Genomic DNA, 20,291 nt, shown 5'->3' with positions numbered 1-20,291 from the left:
CGTGCCGCTCACGAACATGCGTTGTCGTCTACGCGTTGTCGTCTACTGTGGACAGGGTGGATGCGTTAGCCGGTCTGCTCGAAGGTCCACGCGCCCGTGGTGCGTTCCTCATGTGTTCGCTGCTGAACCCGCCGTGGTCGCTGCGCGTGCAGGATGAGGCCCCGCTCACGGTGCTCGCGATGATCCGCGGAAAGGCTTGGGTCAGTACGGATTCGATGCCCCCGCGGCAACTCGGCGCGGGCGATGTGGCGGTTTTCCGTGGGCCGCAGCCGTATACGGTGGCCGACGATCCGGCGACCGAACCCGAGATCGTCATCCGGCCGGGTCAGATCACCACGACGCCGGATGGCGAAATACTCTGCGAGACACTGAGTCTCGGTGTGCGGCAGTGGGGCACCGATCCCGAGGGTGAGACGCTGATGGTCACCGGAACCTACGAATCGGCGGGCGCGGTGAGTAGGCGGTTGCTGCGCGCGCTGCCACAGGTCGCGGTGCTGCCGCGCGGGGAGCTCGATACTCGATTGCTCGACCTGCTCGTCGACGAGGCGACCAAGGACCTGCCCGCGCAAACCGCCGTCCTCGACCGCCTGCTCGATCTGCTGCTCATCGCCGCGCTGCGCGCGTGGTTCGCCCGCGACGACGCCCCCGCCTGGTACCACGCCTACAGCGACCCGGTGGTCGGCAAGGCCCTTCGCCTGCTCCAACACAATCCGGCCCATCCGTGGACGGTGGTCGCGTTGGCCGAGGCGGTCGGCATGTCGCGCGCCGCGCTGGCCCGCCGATTCACCGAGCTGGTCGGGGAACCCCCGATGAGTTTCCTGACCGAATGGCGGCTCTCGCTCGCGGCCGATCTGCTCGCCGAATCCGATGTGACGGTGGAATCCATCGCTCACCAAGTGGGATACGGGAGCGCGTTCGCGCTCAGCACCGCCTTCAAACGGCACTTCGGGGTGAGCCCGCGCGACCACCGGCAGGGAAGCGCGGCATGATGGCCCGATGAGCTATCCCGTCCTGTGGCCGATGCCGACCCGGTGGGCCGACAACGACCAGTACGGCCACGTGAACAACGTGACCTACTACTCCTTCTTCGACACCGCCGTGAACGCCTGGCTGATGCGCGCCACCGGCACCGATATCACCGAGCTGCCCGCCCTCGGCGTCGTCGCCCAGACCTCGTGCCGGTTCCACGGGTCGGTGAGCTTCCCCGACCAGCTTCAGGTGGGGCTTCGCATCGCCCGCCTCGGCAACTCGAGTATCACCTACGATCTGGCGATCTTCCGAGAGGGCGACGCCGGTCTCGAGCTCGCCGCGACCGGCGAATTCGTCCACGTCTATGTCGACGCCGACACCCGCAAACCGGTGGCGATCCCCGAAGTCGTGCGCACGGCGGCAGCAGAACTCGTCACCGATTAGTGGTCTGGAGCCCGTCGCGGTACAGCCTTCAGGAGGCTATGACCCCTACCTCGGGGGATCTGCTGGTCTGGAGCCTGTCGCGGTAGAGCGTTCAGGACGCGATAACCCCTACCTCGGGCCATTCGCTGCCGCGGCGGGCGCGCAGGATGATCTGGCCTGCCGGCGAGTAGCCCGGTGGCCCGGGAAGGGCGGCGAAGGTGGTTTTGTCGATCACCACCGACGAGTCGAGTTGGTCCCGGCTCGGTCCCCAGGCGTACTCGACCTCGGTGAGTTCGTCGCGAACCTTCTTGAAATACATCAGGTGTGCCATCGCCGGATCTCCGCGTAGACCTCCGCCGGTCAGCGGATCGTGACCGGCGGCTACCGACCATCGTGGCAGGAATCGAGCGATCTCGCCGCTACCTCGCCGAATTTTTTCGGGCGTATCGTCCGGTGTTCACGCGCGCAGCATGGTCTGGAACCGGCGCATGCCGGAAATCCACCGGTCGTAGTCGGAACCCTTGTTGCGGTACATCTGCAGTACCTCGGGGTGCGGCAGGATCAGGAAGTGCTCGGCGGCCATCGCCTCGATGACGGTGTCGGCGACTTCCTCGGGGGAGAGCACCGCGCCCGCCGTCTTCACGGCTTTGATCGCCAGCGCGGCTGCTTCCGGGCTGTCGGGGATGAGCGCACCGGTGAGCAGTTGGGTGTCCACCCCCATCGGGCACAGGCAGCTCACGCGAATGCCCTTGTCGCCGTAGGTGACCGAGAGCCATTCGGCGAAGCCGACCGCCGCGTGTTTGGTCACCGAGTAAGGGGCGGAACCGATTTGGGTGAGCAGGCCCGCGGCGGACGCGGTGGAGATGAAATAGCCGCTGCCGCGCTCGAGCCAGCCGGGAACAAGCAGTTTCGCGGCCCGCACGTGGGCCATGACGTTGATGTCGATGGTGCTCGCCCACTGCGCCTCGGTGCTGTCGAGACCGGGGCCGCCACCGATGCCGGCGTTCGCGAAATATAGGTCTACCGGGCCGAATTCGCGTTCGGCGGTGGCGATCACTTCCGCGACGACCTGCTCATCGGCCACATCACCACCGACCGCGATCGCATGGGCGCCGAGGTCGGCCGCCACCTTCGCCGCGCTGTCCGCGTCGAGATCGGCGACGACTACCCGCGCGTCACCGGCGACGAGACGATGAGCGAGTGCGGCACCGATACCCGCACCCGCGCCGGTGACGATCGCGACCTTGCCTGCTATCTCCATCCCCGCACCCTAGCTCGATTCGTGGAGCGCTGGCGCGCTCGAGTTCGCGCCCCCGGCGGTCCCGCCGATCCCTCCTCGGGGTCGGGATGTGCGGGCTGGGAATGTGGCGCAGGCCGCGACTGGTTCTCTCGGCTCGATCAGATCGCGGCGGCAGGTTGCCCGGTGGTGGGCAGAGACGTCGGTGGCGGTGTGGTCGAGCCGCGCGCGACGGTGCCGAGGCGAGTGTGGTTGAAGACCAGGTTCAGCAGGAACGCGGTGGCCGCGCCGAGGGTGACACCGCTGTCGAGGAGGATCTGCGCCGAGGTAGGGAACTTGTCGAACATGTCCTTGGTGAAGACCGGCAGCAGTCCGATGCCGATCGCGGTGGCGGCGACGGTGGCGTTGACCCGGTCCGTCAGATCGGCTTTCAGCAGCGTGGTGACGCCGACGACGGCGACCGTCGCGAACAGCACCAGCCCGACCCCGCCGACCACCGGCTTCGGAATCACCGCGACCACCTCACCGATGCGTGGCACCAGCCCGAGCACCACCAGGATCGCGCCGCTCACCGCGGTCACATACCGGCTGTAGACCCTGGTCGTGGCGACCGCGCCGACGTTCTGATTGAAGATCGTGTCGACGAACGCGGTGAAGATGCCGCCGAGCACGCCCGACAGGCCGTCACCGACCAGGCCGCGCGCGAGATCACCCTTGCTGAGCGGCTTGCCGGTGATCTCGCTGATCGCCAGCATGCTCGCGGTCGACTCGGCGAACACCACGGCCATCACGATGCTCATCGCCACCACCGCGGTCACCGGGAACTGCGGCGACCCGAAGTGGAACGGCTGCGGGATGCCGATCCAGTCGGCGGTGCCGACCCCCGCAGTGGTGATCAGCCCCATCGGCAGCGCGATCACGATGCCCGCGACCAGCGCGATCAGCACGCCGAGCTGCGACCACACGCCGCGCCCGAGGCAGACGAACCCGACCGCGATCAGCACGACCACGGCGGCCAGCCCGATATTCGACGGCGAGGCGAAACTCGGCGACTTCGGATCGGTCCCGATGATCAGGCCCCCGGCGACCCCGATCAGCGATACACCGACCACCGTCAGCACGGTCCCGGTGACCAGCGGCGGGAAGAACCGCACCACCCGCGCGAACGGCCACGCCAGCGCGACACCGACCACACCACCGATCAGCATCGACCCGTACACGGCGTCGAGCCCGTACTCCTTGGCGATCAGGATCATCGGGTTGAGCCCGACGAACGTGGCACCACACACGATCGGCAGCCGGGCACCGGCGAGTTTGCCGACACCGAGGCTCTGCACCAGCGTGATGATGCCCGCGACCAGCAGATCAGCGCTGATCAACAGTCCGATCGTCGCCCGGTCGAGCCCCGCGGCCGCGCCGAATACCAGCGGCACGGTGATACAGCCGGTGTACATGATCAGGACGTGCTGGATGCCGAAAGCCAGCTGCCGAGCGAACGGCAGTCTGGTGTCGACGGGATGCGCCTCACTCATGTAACAGGTTGTAGTCCCCGTTTTTTACCGTGAGTGCGCGCCGTGTTTCGTCAGCGTTGCGGGTCGGATATATCGCTCGGATCGGTTCAATACCGCTGGTAATTGCCCTGCGGGTAGTTCGGTCGCCGCTGTGCTGCCCGAATCCAGCGTCCGGTCGACGGTGCCGCTGCCAAGACCAACATCAAGATCGCGACAGCGGCTTGGACTCCGGAGATAGTCATACCCGCTTCCGAAGTCACGGGAGCATCGGCCATGGACGCGAGGGACGCGACGCCGCCGAGCGCACTGAGCGTCGACACGACGATGACGATCACCCGGCCCGCAGTCTTACGCAGGAACAGCAGGATCGAGCCGGTGAGCAGCAGCACGCCGATGATGGCGCCGATCACCAGGAAGGTCGTTACCAGCGGAGTGAGGGAGGTGCTCGAACACCCGAAGCTGCCGTCCGGTAGCTGGACGAACTTGCCGGTGCATTCCGTCGCGAGCGGTGAGTTGTAACTGACGACCGCCCCGCCCAGGGAAATCAGCGAAAGCACAAGGGCGAGAACGGCGGCGAGGATCCCAGTGGCGCCGCTGACCGCACCCTGCGGAGCGCCGTAGCCGGGCATGCCGTACTGCGGATTGCCGTGGTTGGGAGCGCCGTAACCAGGTCCGCCGTGCCCAGGCGTGCCGTAACCGGGAGCGCCGTAACCGGCAGCGCCGTCGCCAGGAGTGCCGTGACCGGGAGCGCCGAACCCAGGCCCACCGGGACCGGGCGCCGGATATCCGCCGGGCTGGTAACCCTGCTGACCCGCGGGCGGATAGCCCTGACCTTGTTGCGGCCCATACGGATACCCCATGACGCCCCCCATTTTCTGGCTGAACTTGCCGACATCTGTGTTCGTGCGGCGCCGAGCCTGATCGGACGCGCACCGCCCGAACTATACGGTCGGCTTCCGGCAAGGTCATGACCTGCCATCGACAACTGTTGTGCTCACACGGCCTCTCAGATGCGGCTGAGCAGCGTCAGCGGATCCTCCAGGAAACCTGCGGTGGTGGCGAGGAAGCGGGCGCCGAGTTCGCCGTCGACCATGCGGTGGTCGAAGCTGAGACCGAGCGTGGTGACCCAGCGGACCGCCAGTTCGTCGCGGAAAACCCACGGGCGCTTGCGAATCGAGCCGATGCACAGGATCGCGGCCTCACCCGGATTCACCAGTGGTACACCGGAGTCGACGCCGAATACCCCGACATTGGTGAGGGTGAAGGTGCCGCCGCGCAGGTCGTTGGGGGTGGCGTTGCCGGAGCGGGCCGTTTCGGCCGCCCAGCTGATCTCGCGGCACAGTTCGCGCAGGCTCAGTGACTGCGCTTCCTTGAGATTGGGCACCATCAGGCCACGGTCGGAGGCGACCGCGATCCCCAGGTTCACGTAGTGCTTGGTGATGATTTCCTGGTTCTGCTCGTCCCAGGCGGTATTGATCCCCGGGTACTCCGCGATCGCCGCCAGCGTCGCCTTGGCGACCAGGGCCAGTGGGGTGAGAGTGAGGTCTTCGAAGGATTTGGTGGTGCGCAGGTGGTCGAGCAGTTCCATCGAGGCCGTGCAGTCGACGGTGACGAAGGTGCTGGCCTGCGGGATCGTGCGCGAACTGGCCTGCATCGCGGCCGCCGTGCGCTTGCGGATGCCTGCGATGGGGGTGCGTTCTTCGCGGGCGGTCGGCTCGATGAGCCCGTCGGCATCGGTGACGTGGCCGTTCGACGGGGTCGGCGCGATGTCACCGAGGCGGGCTGGGGTGCGCGGCTGGGTCACCGGAACGGCCGAGCGCACGTCTTCGACGGTGACCGCGCCCTCCGGCCCCGAACCCGCGACGAACCACAGGTCGATGCCGAGTTCCTTGGCCAGTTTGCGTGCCGCGGGGGTCGCGGCGGCGCGGTGGGTGCTCGGCGTGCTCGCGGCCATCGATGATGTGGATTTCCTTCTGCGCGAAGTCGATTCGGCCTCGGGCCCGTAGCCGACCAGGACGTTCGTGCGCGGCTCCGCGGCCGGCGGCGGGGACACCTCTAGGTCGTTGCGCACCCGGATCAGCGGCGCGCCGACCGGCACGGTGTCACCGGGCTGAGCCAGCAGTTCGACCACCACCCCGGAGAACGGCGACGGCAGCGCGACCACGGCCTTCGCGGTCTCCACCTCGGCGATGGTCTGGTTCAGTTCCACCGTGTCGCCGACCGCGACGGCCCAGGACACCAGGTCGCCGTCGGCCAGGCCTTCGCCCAGGTCGGGCAGGCGGAATTCGAGAACATGACCGTCGTCGGTGGCGGCTGGTTCCGGCACGAGGGCACCTTTCATCGCTCTGTTGGCAAGCTACCGCCGCCGGCCCTGACGATTCAGGCGGAAAGGCAGCGGTCGACCGCCGCCAGAATGCGGTCGGGGTCGGGCAGGTGGTGCTTTTCGAGCTTAGCCGGGGGGTAGGGAATGTCGTAGCCACCGACGCGCAGCACCGGCGCCTCCAGGTGATAGAAGCAGCGTTCGGTGACGCGGGCGGCGATCTCGGCGCCGAGCCCGGCGAACACGGGCGCCTCGTGCACGACGATCAGCCTGCCGGTCTTGTCCACCGATTCGGCGATCGTGTCCACGTCGATCGGTGAGAGGCTGCGCAGGTCGATCACCTCGAGCGAATGACCTTCCTCGGCAGCGATTTTCGCCGCTGTCAGCGCGGTGGCGACGGTGCCGCCGTAGGCGACGACGGTGACATCGACGCCGCGGGTACAGACCCTGGCCTTGTGCAGTGGCAGATCCGGTTCGCCTTCGAAATCCACGTCGGCTTTGTCCCAATAGCGACGTTTCGGTTCGAAGAAGATCACCGGATCGTCCAGTGCGATGGCCTGGCGGATCATCGAATACGCGTCGGCGGGCGTACTCGGTGAGACAACGCGAAGGCCCGCGGTGTGCGCGAAATACACCTCCGGTGATTCCGAATGGTGCTCGACCGCGCCGATGCCACCGCCGAACGGAATGCGGATTGTCAACGGAGCCTTCACTTTTCCACCGGTACGGTTGTGGATCTTGGCGACCTGGGAAACGATCTGGTCGAAGGCCGGATAGACGAAACCGTCGAACTGGATCTCCACCACGGGCCGGTACCCGCGCAACGCCATCCCGAAAGCTGTTCCGACGATGCCGGATTCAGCCAGCGGCGTGTCGATGACGCGGTTGTCGCCGAAATCCTTCTGCAGGGTGTCGGTCACGCGGAACACGCCACCGAGCCGACCGATGTCCTCGCCGAGCAAGACGACCTTGGCGTCGTCTTCCATCGCGTTGCGCAGGCCGGTGTTGAGGGCGGCGGCGAAGGTGGTGATCATGACTGCGCTCCTTCGGCGAGGTAGGCCGAGAACTGTTGGCGCTCTTCGGTCATCAGCGAGTGCTCGGTGGCGTAGACGTTGTCGAACATCCGCTCGGGATCGGGGTCGGGCATCTCGATCGTCGCGGTGCGCAGGCGGCGGGCGACGTCGTCGGCCTCGTCGGTGACCTGCTGGGCGAACGCGGGGGAGAGGTGGCCCTCGTGCTCGAGGAGTAAACGCACGCGTTCGATGGGGTCACGCTGTCCCCAGTACTCGGTGTCGGCGGCAGTCCGATAGCGGCTCGGGTCGTCGGCGGTGGTGTGCGGGCCCATCCGGTAGGTCATCGCCTCGATGAAGGTGGGGCCGCCGCCGGTGCGGGCGCGTTCGACGGCTTGCCGGGTGACGGCCAGGACGGCGAGGACATCGTTGCCGTCGACCTGCACGCCCGGAATCCCGTAGCCGTCGGCACGGCGCACCAGCGGGAATTTGCTCTGCACGGCCACCGGTTCGCTGATCGCCCACTGATTGTTCTGGCAGAAGAACACGACCGGCGCGCTCCACGCCGCGGCGAATCCGAGTGCTTCGGCGATATCGCCCTGGCTCGTCGCGCCGTCGCCGAAATAGGTGATGGTCGCGATATCGGCGCCGTCGAGGTGGGCGGCGAAGGCGTAACCGGTGGCGTGCAGGCCCTGGGAGCCGACGACGATATTGGCATTGGTCATATTGACCTCGCCGGGGTCCCAGCAGTGGTGGGAGACGCCGCGCCACAGGGCGGTGAGCTGCTCGGGCGGCACGCCTCGGCAGTACGCGACGGCGGTTTCGCGGTAGGAACAGAACACGTAGTCATCGGGGTGCAGCGCGTGTGCCGAGCCGACTTGCGCGGCCTCCTGGCCGAGCAGTGGCGGCCACAATCCGAGCTGGCCTTGGCGTTGCAACGCGGTCGCTTCGACATCGATCCGGCGGGTGATCACCATGTCCCGATACAACTGCCGCAACCGCTCGGCATCGACATCGGCGACCAGCGCGCCGTGCTCCTTGTCGAACACCCGACGACCGTCGGGCTGAATCAACTGGACCGGGTAGGTCTGCTTCTGCGACATCGTGATCGCCTCCTCGCCACCGTGCCTTGTGGGCCGACGCAGGTACGCCACTTTCGCTGAGTGCGATGTGTATCACTCAGCATCCACGATAACGCGGGGTGCGCAAGCTGCACACGCGCAAATGAGCAGAATGCATGGTCTGCGCCGGTCCGGCGCTGTCATACTGCGTTGTATGACCAGTCGCGAACCGGACGCCGTGACACTCGATGCCACCGACGCGCGGCTACTGCGCGAACTGATCGCCAACCCGCGCGCCACCGGGGTGGAGCTCGCGGCGCGCCTCGGCCTGTCGCGCAACACGGTGCAGGCGCGTCTGGCCCGCTGGGACAGCGGTGGGGTGCTCGGCAGCTTCGAACGCCGGGTGGAACCCCGCGCCCTCGGCTACCCACTGGCAGCCTTCGTCGCGGTCGTGGTCGACCAGCACCGACTCGACGCCGTGGTGGACGACCTGGCCGACGTCGCCGAGGTCACCGAGGTCTGCGGCATGACCGGCGCCACCGACCTCACCGTGCGCATCGTCGCCCGCGACGCCGACGACCTCTACCGCATCGCGGGCCGAATCCTGAAGATCCCCGGCGTGGAGCGCACCAATATGGCCCTGGTCATGCGCGAACTCGTCGGACCGCGAACGGGCCCCCTTCTCGACCGCCTGGCTGGTCCGAACTGACATCTCTCCGTCGGGAGCGCCCGCGCTCCGCCCAGTTACGGACAGCGCTATGTGTCCGGCCGGTGCTGTCCTCGCTGAACCGCCCGTCGCGCCGATGAACGGCGTGGTGGATGGTCAGGTACCGGTGGGGAGGAAGCGGCGGACGACCAGCCCGGCGACGAGGGCCCAGAAGGCGCCGCCGATGCCGAAGAGGGTGGTGCCGGAGGCTGCTACGAGGAAGGTGACCAGGGCTGCCATGCGATGGGCTGGGTCGCTGAGGGCGCCGGTCAGGGCGGCGGCGAGGGTGGCCAGCAGGGCCAGGCCCGCGACGGTTTCGATGGTGCCCGCGGGGGCGGCGGCGATGAGGGTGACCAGGGCGGCGGAGGCGAGGCCGAGGACCAGGTAGGTGGCGCCCGCGGTGGCCGCGGCGATCCAGCGTCGCTTGGGATCGGGGCTGGCGGTGGGGGCGGCGGCCAAGGCGGCGCTGATGGCGGCGAGGTTGATCGCGTGGCCACCCGCCGCGGCACCGATGATGGTGCCGATGCCGGTGACGAGCATGGCCGGGCGCCACGGGACCTGAAAGTCGAATGAGCGCATCACCGCGACGCCGGGGATGTTCTGGGAGGCCATGGTGACGATGTAGAGCGGCACGGCGATGCCGATAATGGCCTGCCAATGCCATTGGGGCGCAGTCCATTCCACCGTTGGGACCATGGCGGACAAGTCCAGGTTCCGGTTGTTCACGACAATGTCGATGCCAGTACCGAGGGCCGCCGTGGCGAAGGCGACGAGCACCGCCCATTTGGATGCGAACCGTTGCAGGACCAGCCACACCACGATGACGGGGATGACCACCGCGGGCGAGGTTCGCAGCGCCTGCACCGGGGCCAAACACAGCGGGACGAGGACACCGGCAAGCATCGCCTGGGCGATCGGGACCGGGATCGCGGCCACCAGCGAGCCGAGCCGTTGCCAGAGGCCGGTGATCACGATCAGCACGCCGGTTACCGCGAAGGCCGCGACTGCGCCGGGCCAGCCGCCCGCGACCAGTCCGGTGCTGGCCAGCAGGGCGGCACCCGGCGTTGACCAGGCCAGCGTGATCGGAATCCGGTACCGCAAACTCAACAGCAGGATGCCGATGCCTTGGGTGAAGCACAGGATCAGCAACCCCGAGGCCGCCTGCGCGGGACTCGCCCCGACTGCCCGCAACCCGCTGAGCACCACCGCGAACGAACTCGTGAAGCCGACCAGTGCGGTGATAGCGCCGGCGCCGAGCGGCTGCGCTATGCCTGCCGGTTTGTCGGCGACATCACGGGAAGTGGTGGTGGAGACCTGCTGCATTGTGCCGATATTGCCCGACGAATCCCCGGCCGTCGCCTGCCAGTCCCGCGAAAGTGGACCGATTCGTCCAGTCGGATGTCCAGTCCAGTTTCGTGATCGGCCTGCAGGAACGCCTGCCGCCGCGCGCAGGTATGGCTGTGCGTTGTCGAGTGGTGCCGGCGCCGGGGCTCGGGCCGCGCGGATCGAGGCGTGGCGCGCGAGCAGTGTCGCGCTGTGCCGATCGGGCGGTCGTGGCGAAGGTCGGCGGTTCGGCGAGGTAGTCGGTCTCGCGCAGTTGGGTGCCGTATCCGGAGCGGGTGCGTAGGGTGTCGGGAACGATGGGGCAGGTCGGCAACGGCTGGGAGGAGTGGTAGTGGGTGCGGTGTTGATCTCTGCGACTGAGCTTCGGGAAGAGCTGGCGGACAAGGCGATTCATCTGCTCGATGTGCGGTGGGCACTGGGTGATCCGAATGGGCCGCAGCACTATCTCGACGGGCATATTCCCGGCGCGGTGTTCGTCGACCTGGAGACCGAGCTGGCCGGTGCGCCTGCGCCTGCCCGCGGCAGGCATCCGCTACCCGACCCCGGCACCTTCGAGAAGTGTGCGCGCAGTTGGGGATTGAGCACCGGGGATCCAGTGGTGGTCTACGACGCGACCGGTGCGACGGCGGCTGCGCGCGCATGGTGGCTGCTGCGGTGGGCCGGTGTGGACAACGTGCGCATCCTCGACGGCGGGCTGCCCGCCTGGATCGCGGCCGGTGGGGAACTCGCGAGCGGCGCCGAATCGGATCCGGCCTGCGGTGACCTGGTGGTACGTCCCGGCGGGCTGCCGGTGATCGACGCCGACGCCGCCGCGAGCTGGCCGGGCGTGCTGCTCGACGCGCGAGCCGGCGAGCGGTACCGCGGCGAGGTCGAACCGATCGACCCGCGTCCCGGACACATCCCTGGCGCGGTGAGCGCACCGACTGCCGAAAACCTCGATGGCACAGGGCAGTTCCGGAGCGGCGAAGACCTGCGTGCTCGCTTCGCCGGATTCGGCGAAGGCCCGGTCGCGGTGTACTGCGGATCCGGTGTCACCGCCGCCCACCAGATCGCGGCTCTCGCTGTCGCTGGTATCGACGCCGCCCTGTACCCGGGCTCGTACTCGCAGTGGTCGAACGACCCGAAGCGGGCCGTGGCCACCGGAGAGTGAGCGCCGGTGGTGGCTCACGGACAGCCGCGGGCGATGTCATGCAGGGTGGCGTTGTCGGCGGCGGTGATCGGTAGGTCGTAGCCGACGGCGACGGTGAGGTACTTCGCCGCGTAGAAGCAGTGGTTCGGCCGCGCGGGTGGGAGCCAGCCGGACGGGGTGTCGTCGCCTTTGGACTGGTTCGTCGCGGCGCCGGTGGCCAGGAGATTGACCGCGAGGTCATTGGCGAAGCGGCGGCGCTTGTCGGGGTGCCAGGTGGCCGCGCCCATGTCCCAGGCGGCGGCCAGGGGATAGACGTGGTCGATCTGGATGCGGCCGCCCTCGGATTTGCTGAAGGGGATGTCGGTGGCGGTGTAGGGGTCGGTGAGGGCTCCCGCCACGACCACGCAGCGGCCGCGATGCACGACCTCGCGCAACTGCATGGCCAGGACGTTGTTGCGGGTTATCTCTAGTGCCGAACCATATCCGAGGGACGAGAGGATCGGTGTCACGACCCATCCGTGCCTCGCTGTTATCCGAATGCATTTGTGGCACAGGAGGGACAAGCGATGGGTGGGCTGATGGCGGTCGTTGTCGAGAAGGTGGTATCGCCCACGACGGGGCGAGTGAGCTGGGTGATCGTTGACGAGAAATCGTGTCGGCCGGTCGCGGAGGTGGCCGAGTGGGTGCTGTTCCTGCACGGTGCGGGGCGATCGCCAAACACTGTTCGTGCATATGTCCCGCGGGTGTGTTGGTTCCTGAACTGGGCTTTGGGACTCGGGTTGGATTGGCGGACAGTAGGGGTCGGCGACTTGGCTCGATTCAAGTTCACGGTGGAACAGACGCCGAAGATCCACGGCGGGACACGGGCCGGCAAGTCGGTGAACGCGGTGTTGATCGCAGTGTGTGAGTTCCTGCGGTTCTGCGCCTCCCGGGGGTTCGTCTCGTCCGAGACGATCGCGGGGTTGTCCCAACCGAAATATTTGGCTCATTTGCCCACCGGTTTCGACGTCGGCGAAGGTGGCCAGTTCCGGATGATCCGCAGTCGGGCGCTCAAGGCGCCGGAAATTGAGGTAGCACCGAAAACCGTTACTCCCGAACAGCTTTTGGCGGCCCTGACGCAGGCGCGAACCGCGCGTGACCGGTTCCTGGTTTTGCTGCTGGTGCGGGCCGGGCTGCGGATCGGCGAGATGTTGGGCCTGCACCGCGAGGACATGCATCTGCTGCCGACCTCGACGCATCTGGGATGCGCCCATACAGGAGCACACGTGCATGTGGTGCCCCGGCAGAACAACCCGAACTCGGCCCGCGCCAAGGGCGGCCGGGCACGGGTCGTTCCGGTGGAAGGCGAGGTCGTGGCCCAGTATCGGGAGTATCTATTCGAACGGGACAAGGTTCCGGCCGCAATGGACGGTGATCTGGTGCTGGTCAACCTCGTCGGTGCGCAGGCCGGGGCGCCGATGTCGTATTCGAATGCCAAGCAGATCGTCGAACGGATCGGCAATCGGTGCGGATTCCGGTTGCGCCCGCACATGCTCCGCCACACCGCCGGAACAACGTGGACCCGCGCCGGCGTCGACATCGATGTGGTGCAGGCTCTGCTCGGCCATGCCAGCCGGGCCTCGACCGCGATCTACCAGCATCCTGACCCTCAGGATCTGCGCGCGGCTGTGGAACGGGTGGGCGTGTGAGCGCCCCGGCAAGGGTCACTACGTGGAGTCCGCCGACGGTTGAGGACCGGCCGAGCTGGCAGCAGTGGTTAGCCGCGCAGCTGGATCCGGATTGGCGCGCCGGGGAGTGGGACTCGCAGCGGCGGGTGTTCACGGGCCGGATCGGGAACCCGATGACGTCGGTGTTCGCTTGTCGCGTCGAACGCTGTAACACCCAGGTCGAGAACCACAATCGGCGTTGCTCGCGCTGTCGACGCTACTGCAATCGCAGCGGCGACCAGGACAGTTTCGACCGGACCTTCGACCCGGACGCACATCCGCGCCCCGGCCCGGAGCCAGCCATCGTCGGCCATTTCGATCTCAGCGGAGTCGATGCGGTACTCGCGGCCGAACTGCTCTACGGGCTTTCTCAGCGTGACCGTGACAACCTCGCCCTGGTCCCGGCTCGGGTCCGCCGCATCGTTGTAGAACTGCCGCCCAGCTGCGAGTCCTTGCTGCTGCTGGCCGGTGACACCGGGTTCGAGAACGCCCTGCCCGCCGACGCACGAGGAGTATTCCGGTCGATCGTCACGCATCTGTTGCGGGCGCACACCGTGTTCACCGGCACCGACCCGACACTGGGCGACATCTGGAATCCGGCGGTGGTGGGCCTGCAGGCCGCAGCAGACCGTCACTACCGCGCGGTTGGCGGTGTCGTGGACTTCCGTGGCATCGACCAGCTCTGGCTGCGCGAGGTCACCAAGCGGTTCGCCCGCGAGATCCGACCACCGGTGACGGTGCTACGGCAGACCATCCACGCCGTCGAAATCGCCTCGCGGCAACTGTCTTTGCGTTCCAACGGCGACCGCCCTGACCTGCTGGACATCGGCGACATGAGCGCGGTCATCGACGGTTTCCGCGGTGGCGCCGACCGCGACGGCGTCGCGTACTCGGTCTCGCATCAGCGCGGCCTGCTCGGGTGCTGGCGCCCGATGATCGAGCACTCCCGCCGCAGCGGTGCCATGGACGCCGTTCCCGGCGGGTTTGCGATCGACCCGCGGTTTCATTCCATCGCGCCCGTCGAGATCAGCGAGGACGACCTCGGCCGAACGATCCCCGAACACGTCATCGCCCAACTCGACGCGCATGTCGACCTGCTGGGCAGTCATTCCAGCTACGCGATGGCCGGATGGGCGGCAGCGGATTTCGCCAGGATGTATCAGACGGTCTACAAGATCCTGCGCGACACCGGTCGCCGCCCGAACGAGATCACCTCGCTGCGACGCGGTTGCCTGGACTGGGTCGAGGGCAAGCCGACGCTCATCTACGACAACCACAAGCGCCGGCGGATGGGACGGCGGCTGCCGATCCACCAGGACACCGCCACGGTGATCCGATCCTGGCTCGACCATCTCGAGCAACTCTCTGTTCCAGATGCATTGCACGAGTGGGTATTTCCCACTCCGGGTACCCGCAACAACGTTCGCCGGGGGCACCTGACGTCCCAGCACTTCGGTACGAAGGTCTTCGCGAGTTGGACCGACGCCATCCCCGAGATCGTCGATCAGCGCCTTGATGACGCGGGAAACCCCATTCCCTTCGACCGGTCGGTGATCACCCCCTACGGCCTGCGGCATGCCTATGCGCAGCGCCATGCCGACAACGGCACTCCGGTCGATGTCCTCTGCGAACTGATGGACCATCGCAGCATCGAGACCACGATGGGCTACTACTCGATCTCGTTGAAGCGCAAGCGATCTGCGACCGAGAAGATCGCCGCATTCGTCGTTGACCGGTCCGGGCACCCCGCCGCTTTCACCTCCACCGCCGACTACGAACGCCAGTCGGTGGCCGTCCCGTTCGGCAACTGCACCGAGCCGTCGAACATCAAAGCCGGCGGCCAGCGCTGCCCGGTCCGATTCCAATGCGCGGGCTGCTCGTTCTACGCCCCGGATCCGTCCTATCTTCCGGCGATCGAACAGCACGTCGCCAGCCTGCGAGCCGACAAGGAGGTCGCGCTGGCCACCGACGCCGCCGACTGGGTCATCGGCAACTTCGATGCTCAGATCAGCGCGTTCTCCACCGTTGTCACCTCGATGGCCGACATGCTCGCGGGACTGCCGCCCGAGCAGCGCGCCGGTGTCGAAGACGCCGCGCGCGAACTGCGCAAGGCGCGCCAAGCCGCCGCGTTCATCCCCCTCGCCTCGATCACTACCCGCAAGGACGCACGCCATGGCAGTAGCTGATCGTGCCGAACGCACCCGCCGACTCATCGATGCCCGTCGCCGTGATAGCACCGCCAAACACGAGCGCGCCCTGGCCGCCGTCGCTGACCTGCTCGCCGCGGGCGAGCGGATCACCATCAGCGAGGTCGCGCGGCGCGCGGCCGTGTCCACCTGGTTCATCTACAACACCACCGCAGTCCACGATGCCGTCCAAGCCGCCATCGCCCAGCAGGCCACCACCAGCCCAAGCTCGCGGCGAGGGGCAACCACCAACGCCAGCGCCGAGGGCCTGCGCACCGAGCTACTGCTGGCACGTGACGAAATCCGCAGCCTGCGGGCCGAACGCGAGCAACTGAGCAAGAAGGTTCAGTTACTGCTCGGCGGGCAGCTCGAGCAGGTTCCCCACGAGCGGCTCGTCGAACGCATCCACGAGCTCGAACAAATCGCCGCCGACCTGCGATCGCAGCTCGAATCCGAACGCGATCGTGCTGATACCGCCACTGGCCGTGCAGCCGCGCTGGACGAGGAACTTATCGCTGCCCGCACCGCGCTCAAGCGCATGATGCAGACAGCATCTCCATCTCGGCAAACCGGACAAGATCGTGAAAGCGACTTGGCGTGACCTGGCAGCGGTTCTCGGTCGCCGCCGAGGCCATCCTCTCGACTGACCCACGAGTGCCGTTGCAGTACTAGCTCGCCCTGCAGGGATTGCGATTGGACTGACTGCCGATAACCGGACGCACTGCACCGCAACAGGATCGGTGCCACCGCAATTGGCCATCGAACCCCCGGCGAAGTAGAGTCCGAGTAGCCCGACCAGCATCGGACCGTGCAGGAATATCGAAGACCTGCGAGTTGGAGAATGTGATGTACGAGGAAATTCAAGGTGGCGAGAATGGGCAGGTGCCGCCGATAAAGAGTTACGACACTTCTATCCATCCAAATTTTCCGGTAGTCGACTTGAGCAAATTCAAGACAATTCGCGATTTCACCGGCGAGTTGATTCAAGCCAATGCCACCCAAGCGGCGGCCGTGGGGATCTACTTCAGCACGAGAGATCGCCCCATTGCCAAAAAATTGTTCGATCACTATTATCGCGTGACCGGCGATGACTACGTATTGGAGGAATCGACGATCGAAAATTGGATCAGCGAAGACCGCCACGCGTACAACAACTCCGCGATTTCGACCTGCCCCGTGGCAATCTCCGACAACAAGGAGGCCGCGATAAGCCGGGCGATCACCGAAGTGGACAAGACCCAGAATCCCGTCAAGGTCATCCTGTCCACCGACTGGGTCATCGTCGCCGGAATCTCGAACGATCATGTCCAATCGCTCGGCCGGTACAGCCTTGCCTCGACCACCGTGGCGGTCGCTCATCCAGGTGCGGCCGGATCACATCAGATCGAACTAAGGCAGCAGTCCCACATCTGCGATATCTACAATTTCCATACCGACGACGACTACGGCAACATGGCCCAGTCCGCCGTGAACACCATGGCGCAGAGCGAGGAACTCGGACTGGCCAAGTCGTTCCTGGTATACGGTTCCGGTGCGGTGCATTCCTGGTCGGGTTCGAAATAGGTGGGGATATGACTGACAAGAACAGCAGGACGGATGATGTACTGGTCCCAGCGACCTTCGGAGTCATCGCCGGCGGCATACTGGCGGTGATCGCCTATTTCCCCTTGGTCGCGCTGCTGCAGAACGTCTTCGACGTCCCCGAGCTCACGGCGACGCCTAAGAAATACCGAGGCGACACGGAACCGATCTCGCCGTGGTACTGGATAACCTGGATGGTTCCGGTACTCGTCGCGATTCCCGCCGGCTTGGCATTGTCCTGGTGGCGGCGCGTCCGGGTTTTCGCACTGGCGTCCACGGTGACGTTCGTCCTCGGCGCTGCCGCGGTCGCCGCCGTCGTGATTTCATTCGAGGTCAACGGATTCGCGCCCGACTGACCTGACCGGAGTAGCCGGGTCAGACGGAGACGGCGTGTTCGAACCACACGTTGTCGCCGTATCCGTACCGAATGGCGCCCAGGTCGACGGTCACCTTCTCGGGGAGTTCGAATTCGCTCGCGTTGTAGACCGGGGCGGTGCGGCCGGACTCGTAGCCCAGGGTGTCGGAGATCCGCTGGATCGTGGTCGTTATCGCGTCCTGGCGAGTCGCGGCCGACTTCTTCAGCGCGTCGACGGCGGAGGTGATCTGAGATTTGGTCGACTCGTCCATCGGCTGGTCGATCAGCTGCGCCCAACTGGCCAGGGGGAGCATGAAATTGGCGAAAGTCATGCGCTTCGTGAGGGAGCCCGCCAGGTCCGCGGACTGGTTGTAGACGAGCCGTTCGAGCAGTAACGCGCCGTTCTCGACGATCTTGGAGACCGCGTCGAGATCGATGCTGCGGGTGTCGAACGACTGTCCGAGGGTGGCCGCGGTAGCTCCGAACGCGGTCGCGGCTGCACCGGTCCAGTCGGCCTGTATCCACCCGGTGCCCGCGGACAGGTTCTGCGAGTGGGCGAAGTCGTTGATGCCGAGCAGGCCGATCCGCTTACCCACTCCCCGCAGCGCCTCCCAGTCCGCCTCCACCGGCGCCAGGTAATCGGCGACGGGCTTGATGCCGATGGTCCGGCCGAGCGGTTCGTCGTAGGAGGTGAGCAGTTCGATGCAGCCGGTGACGACCTGGCGGACCGTGTACTGGGCTTCCTCGATGTTCTGCAGGCCGGGCTCCTGCAGGCTGGTGAATCGGCGAACGTCCCCGGCCGGGCTTATCGCTGCGACACCCTGCCCGTCGGTCACGGTCGCCCCGGCCTGGTTGATCGAGACAGCATGCTGCTCATCGGAATTCTTGTACGCGGTGGCCGCGGTCCCCAGTCCTGAACCTAGCGTGCCGAGGGTGCTCGTGTTCTTCTGATGGTCGCCGGACAGTGTGGTTTGCAGCTTCTGGATCGGCAGAGACAGCTGTGCCAGCTGTCCGGATGTTCCGGCTGGTAGCGCTAAACCCGGTAGCAATCGGCCCGCGTTCTCGGTGAAATTGGCGCCGATGTCCTGGAGATCCAGTGTGAAGCCGGACAGCTTCGACACATCAACAGTGAAGTCGACCATTCCATCCCTCCGAGACAAACGCTGCGCACATGCTGACCCGGGACGACCGCAGCCGGGTCGCCGAGGCTCGGGGTCCGGGTGGTGAACCGGCAACCAATCCTGGCAACCAGCGAATCCAGCTCGGCCACATTGTGATCCAACACCACACACTACATCTACCAGCACGGCCTCAGGAGAGTGCCGTTACAGTATTAGCTAGCTCGTAACGCCGTTGCATGTCGTCGGGTTCCAGAGTCCGAGGTGGTGGACGCGCGCATACCGCGCTGCGGCGCGGAACTTGCGCTGATACTGGTAGGGGTGTGAGTGCGAATATGTGTATTCGTGTCCGAACCCCTGCGCGATCTGGTTGAGGTTGAACAGCGCCCCGTCCACCCAGACATACGCAAGGAGCCGACCGTATTTGTCGGTGCGGTCCTGCGACGGATCGGGCCTCACGACTACTTGCTTGCCGACCAGTATCTGTTTGGCGTGGTTCGCCGCCTCGGCGCCGAAGCACTGCACCGGCTTGCGCGGATCCTCGGTCTCAGGGGTGTCTAGACCCAACATTCGGACCTTCACCTGCCTGCTGTCCTTCAGGATCGACACCGTGTCACCGTCGATCACCTGTGACACCGGAAACGGCCCCTCTGCATCAGCCGGAACCGGAACTGGACTCGGCATCTCACCGGCAGGTGACGCCGACCCGACTCCGGGCACCTGGCCACATGCCACAGCCAACGAGACCATCACCAGGGCGCAGACAGCTGCGACACCGTGCCTCACGTCCCTCGCACCGCGCCGTCCCGGGCGCTGCCGCACCACCAGGGAAATCACGCCGCATCTCCCTTAACAGTCCAGATAATGCGGGTGTCGCAGCCGTCGTGGCTGCCGGGGGCGTCGGAATCGTCGGTCCAGGCCGGGCCGAAGACGCAGGCCTGGCCCGCTTTGCAGCCTCGTTCGTAGCCGCCGGGTCGAGGGCGCGCGGCAATGACGTGCACGGTGTCGAGCAGGGCGGTGACCTCGGCGCGCGTCGGACTGCCCGGTGCGGGTGGGACCGGCTCATCCGGCCCGATCACCCCGCACCCGGCAATCGCGAGCACCACCACTAGCAACCACGCCCGTTTCCCCATACCCGCAGGTTGTAGCCGGTGGCACCGACAACAATCGCCGATGGGTCAGCGCTGCGCCCGCGGACGGGGCGGCACCGGCCTACAGCCAGGCTCGGGCCAGCAGGTCGTCGGCGGCCAGTTCGCTGGCGATCGGCGGGAAGCGCGTCGCGGCGATCGAGGAGACGCGGCTGCCGTCATGGCCGACCAGCCAGGAACCACCGCGGTCTTCGCATTCGGCGATCTTGGCGAAGACGGTGAGCAGGAAGGTGATGGATTCTCTGGGGTCGATGGTGTGGGCCAGGCGCTGGGATTCGCCGGGCCGCGACAGATCGAGCCAGACGCCTGCTTGGCCGTCCAGTCGCATGCCGAGGATTTTCGTGGTGTCGATGAAGGTGAATTTGCGCCGTTCCCATGGGGTGTTGGGTGTGTAGCTCTGCTCGAGAACCTGGAGCAGAATCGTCATCGCTGCCCTCCGCACGAATTACAAGGGGTCATCGGCCGAACCGGATCCAGCCCGGTTCGC

At 66.5% G+C, this 20,291-nt stretch carries 22 protein-coding genes; 9 read left to right on the top strand and 13 right to left on the bottom strand.

Annotated elements, in window-relative coordinates; genetic code table 11:
* Positions 1-56 precede the first annotated feature (56 nt).
* Positions 57-989 carry an AraC family transcriptional regulator gene (locus ACFWO8_RS25660; protein WP_378963669.1) on the top strand — a complete coding sequence of 311 codons (933 nt, stop codon included), beginning with the start codon at positions 57-59 and terminating at the stop codon, positions 987-989.
* A 7-nt stretch (positions 990-996) separates the two neighbouring features.
* A complete protein-coding gene (locus ACFWO8_RS25655) occupies positions 997-1,413 on the top strand; it encodes an acyl-CoA thioesterase (RefSeq protein ID WP_378963668.1) in 417 nt (138 codons plus the stop codon).
* Between the two features lie 91 nt (positions 1,414-1,504).
* Here ACFWO8_RS25655 and ACFWO8_RS25650 read toward each other — a convergent pair whose 3' ends face one another.
* From ACFWO8_RS25650 to pdhA, 7 genes are all read right to left on the bottom strand, one after another.
* Entirely contained in the window at positions 1,505-1,723 is a 219-nt protein-coding gene (locus ACFWO8_RS25650; RefSeq protein WP_378963667.1) for a hypothetical protein, read from the bottom strand.
* Positions 1,724-1,849: 126 nt separating this feature from the next.
* Complete coding sequence (locus ACFWO8_RS25645) at positions 1,850-2,653, bottom strand: SDR family oxidoreductase (protein ID WP_378963666.1); 804 nt, start codon at positions 2,651-2,653, stop codon at positions 1,850-1,852.
* A gap of 137 nt (positions 2,654-2,790) precedes the next feature.
* Complete coding sequence (locus ACFWO8_RS25640) at positions 2,791-4,161, bottom strand: uracil-xanthine permease family protein (RefSeq protein ID WP_378963665.1); 1,371 nt, start codon at positions 4,159-4,161, stop codon at positions 2,791-2,793.
* Positions 4,162-4,247: 86 nt separating this feature from the next.
* A complete protein-coding gene (locus ACFWO8_RS25635) occupies positions 4,248-5,000 on the bottom strand; it encodes a hypothetical protein (RefSeq protein WP_378963664.1) in 753 nt (250 codons plus the stop codon).
* A 146-nt stretch (positions 5,001-5,146) separates the two neighbouring features.
* Positions 5,147-6,481, bottom strand: a complete 1,335-nt coding sequence (locus ACFWO8_RS25630; RefSeq protein WP_378963663.1) for a dihydrolipoamide acetyltransferase family protein — start codon at positions 6,479-6,481, stop codon at positions 5,147-5,149.
* 38 nt (positions 6,482-6,519) lie between these two features.
* On the bottom strand, positions 6,520-7,494 hold the full coding sequence (locus ACFWO8_RS25625; protein ID WP_378963662.1) for an alpha-ketoacid dehydrogenase subunit beta: 975 nt from the start codon (positions 7,492-7,494) through the stop codon (positions 6,520-6,522).
* The gene (pdhA, locus tag ACFWO8_RS25620; protein WP_378963660.1) at positions 7,491-8,573 is read right to left on the bottom strand and encodes a pyruvate dehydrogenase (acetyl-transferring) E1 component subunit alpha; all 1,083 of its coding nucleotides are present in this window, start codon (positions 8,571-8,573) and stop codon (positions 7,491-7,493) included. Before pdhA ends, ACFWO8_RS25625 begins: the two co-directional genes overlap by 4 nt.
* 172 nt (positions 8,574-8,745) lie before the next feature.
* On the opposite strand from pdhA, the gene ACFWO8_RS25615 reads away from it, so the two are divergent.
* Complete coding sequence (locus ACFWO8_RS25615; RefSeq protein WP_378963659.1) at positions 8,746-9,240, top strand: Lrp/AsnC family transcriptional regulator; 495 nt, start codon at positions 8,746-8,748, stop codon at positions 9,238-9,240.
* 114 nt (positions 9,241-9,354) lie between these two features.
* On the opposite strand, the gene ACFWO8_RS25610 is transcribed toward ACFWO8_RS25615, so the two are convergent.
* On the bottom strand, positions 9,355-10,560 hold the full coding sequence (locus ACFWO8_RS25610) for a benzoate/H(+) symporter BenE family transporter (RefSeq protein WP_378963657.1): 1,206 nt from the start codon (positions 10,558-10,560) through the stop codon (positions 9,355-9,357).
* A 352-nt stretch (positions 10,561-10,912) separates the two neighbouring features.
* On the opposite strand from ACFWO8_RS25610, the gene ACFWO8_RS25605 reads away from it, so the two are divergent.
* Positions 10,913-11,731, top strand: a complete 819-nt coding sequence (locus ACFWO8_RS25605; RefSeq protein ID WP_378963654.1) for a sulfurtransferase — start codon at positions 10,913-10,915, stop codon at positions 11,729-11,731.
* Between the two features lie 14 nt (positions 11,732-11,745).
* Here the strand turns inward: ACFWO8_RS25605 and ACFWO8_RS25600 are convergent, their stop codons facing one another.
* The gene (locus ACFWO8_RS25600) at positions 11,746-12,219 is read right to left on the bottom strand and encodes an HNH endonuclease family protein (RefSeq protein ID WP_378963652.1); all 474 of its coding nucleotides are present in this window, start codon (positions 12,217-12,219) and stop codon (positions 11,746-11,748) included.
* A gap of 300 nt (positions 12,220-12,519) precedes the next feature.
* Between ACFWO8_RS25600 and ACFWO8_RS25595 the strand changes: the two genes are divergently transcribed.
* From ACFWO8_RS25595 to ACFWO8_RS25575, 5 genes are all read left to right on the top strand, one after another.
* Entirely contained in the window at positions 12,520-13,398 is an 879-nt protein-coding gene (locus tag ACFWO8_RS25595) for a tyrosine-type recombinase/integrase (protein WP_378963651.1), read from the top strand.
* Positions 13,395-15,602 carry a tyrosine-type recombinase/integrase gene (locus ACFWO8_RS25590; protein ID WP_378963650.1) on the top strand — a complete coding sequence of 736 codons (2,208 nt, stop codon included), beginning with the start codon at positions 13,395-13,397 and terminating at the stop codon, positions 15,600-15,602. Before ACFWO8_RS25595 ends, ACFWO8_RS25590 begins: the two co-directional genes overlap by 4 nt.
* A complete protein-coding gene (locus tag ACFWO8_RS25585) occupies positions 15,589-16,203 on the top strand; it encodes a DUF6262 family protein (RefSeq protein WP_378963649.1) in 615 nt (204 codons plus the stop codon). The genes ACFWO8_RS25590 and ACFWO8_RS25585 overlap by 14 nt, the downstream gene beginning before the upstream one ends.
* 245 nt (positions 16,204-16,448) lie before the next feature.
* Positions 16,449-17,165, top strand: a complete 717-nt coding sequence (locus ACFWO8_RS25580) for a hypothetical protein (protein WP_378963648.1) — start codon at positions 16,449-16,451, stop codon at positions 17,163-17,165.
* 8 nt (positions 17,166-17,173) lie between these two features.
* The gene (locus ACFWO8_RS25575) at positions 17,174-17,539 is read left to right on the top strand and encodes a hypothetical protein (RefSeq protein ID WP_378963647.1); all 366 of its coding nucleotides are present in this window, start codon (positions 17,174-17,176) and stop codon (positions 17,537-17,539) included.
* Between the two features lie 19 nt (positions 17,540-17,558).
* Here the strand turns inward: ACFWO8_RS25575 and ACFWO8_RS25570 are convergent, their stop codons facing one another.
* The 4 genes from ACFWO8_RS25570 to ACFWO8_RS25555 all read right to left on the bottom strand — a co-directional run bounded on the left by ACFWO8_RS25570 (position 17,559) and on the right by ACFWO8_RS25555 (position 20,231).
* A complete protein-coding gene (locus ACFWO8_RS25570) occupies positions 17,559-18,680 on the bottom strand; it encodes a hypothetical protein (RefSeq protein ID WP_378963646.1) in 1,122 nt (373 codons plus the stop codon).
* 195 nt (positions 18,681-18,875) lie between these two features.
* The gene (locus tag ACFWO8_RS25565) at positions 18,876-19,292 is read right to left on the bottom strand and encodes a thermonuclease family protein (RefSeq protein WP_378963645.1); all 417 of its coding nucleotides are present in this window, start codon (positions 19,290-19,292) and stop codon (positions 18,876-18,878) included.
* Positions 19,293-19,489: 197 nt separating this feature from the next.
* Positions 19,490-19,789: a hypothetical protein gene (locus ACFWO8_RS25560; protein WP_378963644.1), complete on the bottom strand. Its 300-nt coding sequence runs from the start codon at positions 19,787-19,789 to the stop codon at positions 19,490-19,492.
* A gap of 79 nt (positions 19,790-19,868) precedes the next feature.
* Positions 19,869-20,231 carry a hypothetical protein gene (locus tag ACFWO8_RS25555; protein ID WP_378921843.1) on the bottom strand — a complete coding sequence of 121 codons (363 nt, stop codon included), beginning with the start codon at positions 20,229-20,231 and terminating at the stop codon, positions 19,869-19,871.
* Positions 20,232-20,291: the final 60 nt, after the last annotated feature.

The organism is Nocardia sp. NPDC058480 (assembly GCF_042720495.1).
In the GTDB taxonomy this organism is placed as follows: Bacteria; Actinomycetota; Actinomycetes; order Mycobacteriales; family Mycobacteriaceae; genus Nocardia.
Note: the sequence above shows the minus strand (reverse complement) of the source record. Positions and strands in the feature narration are given on the sequence as shown.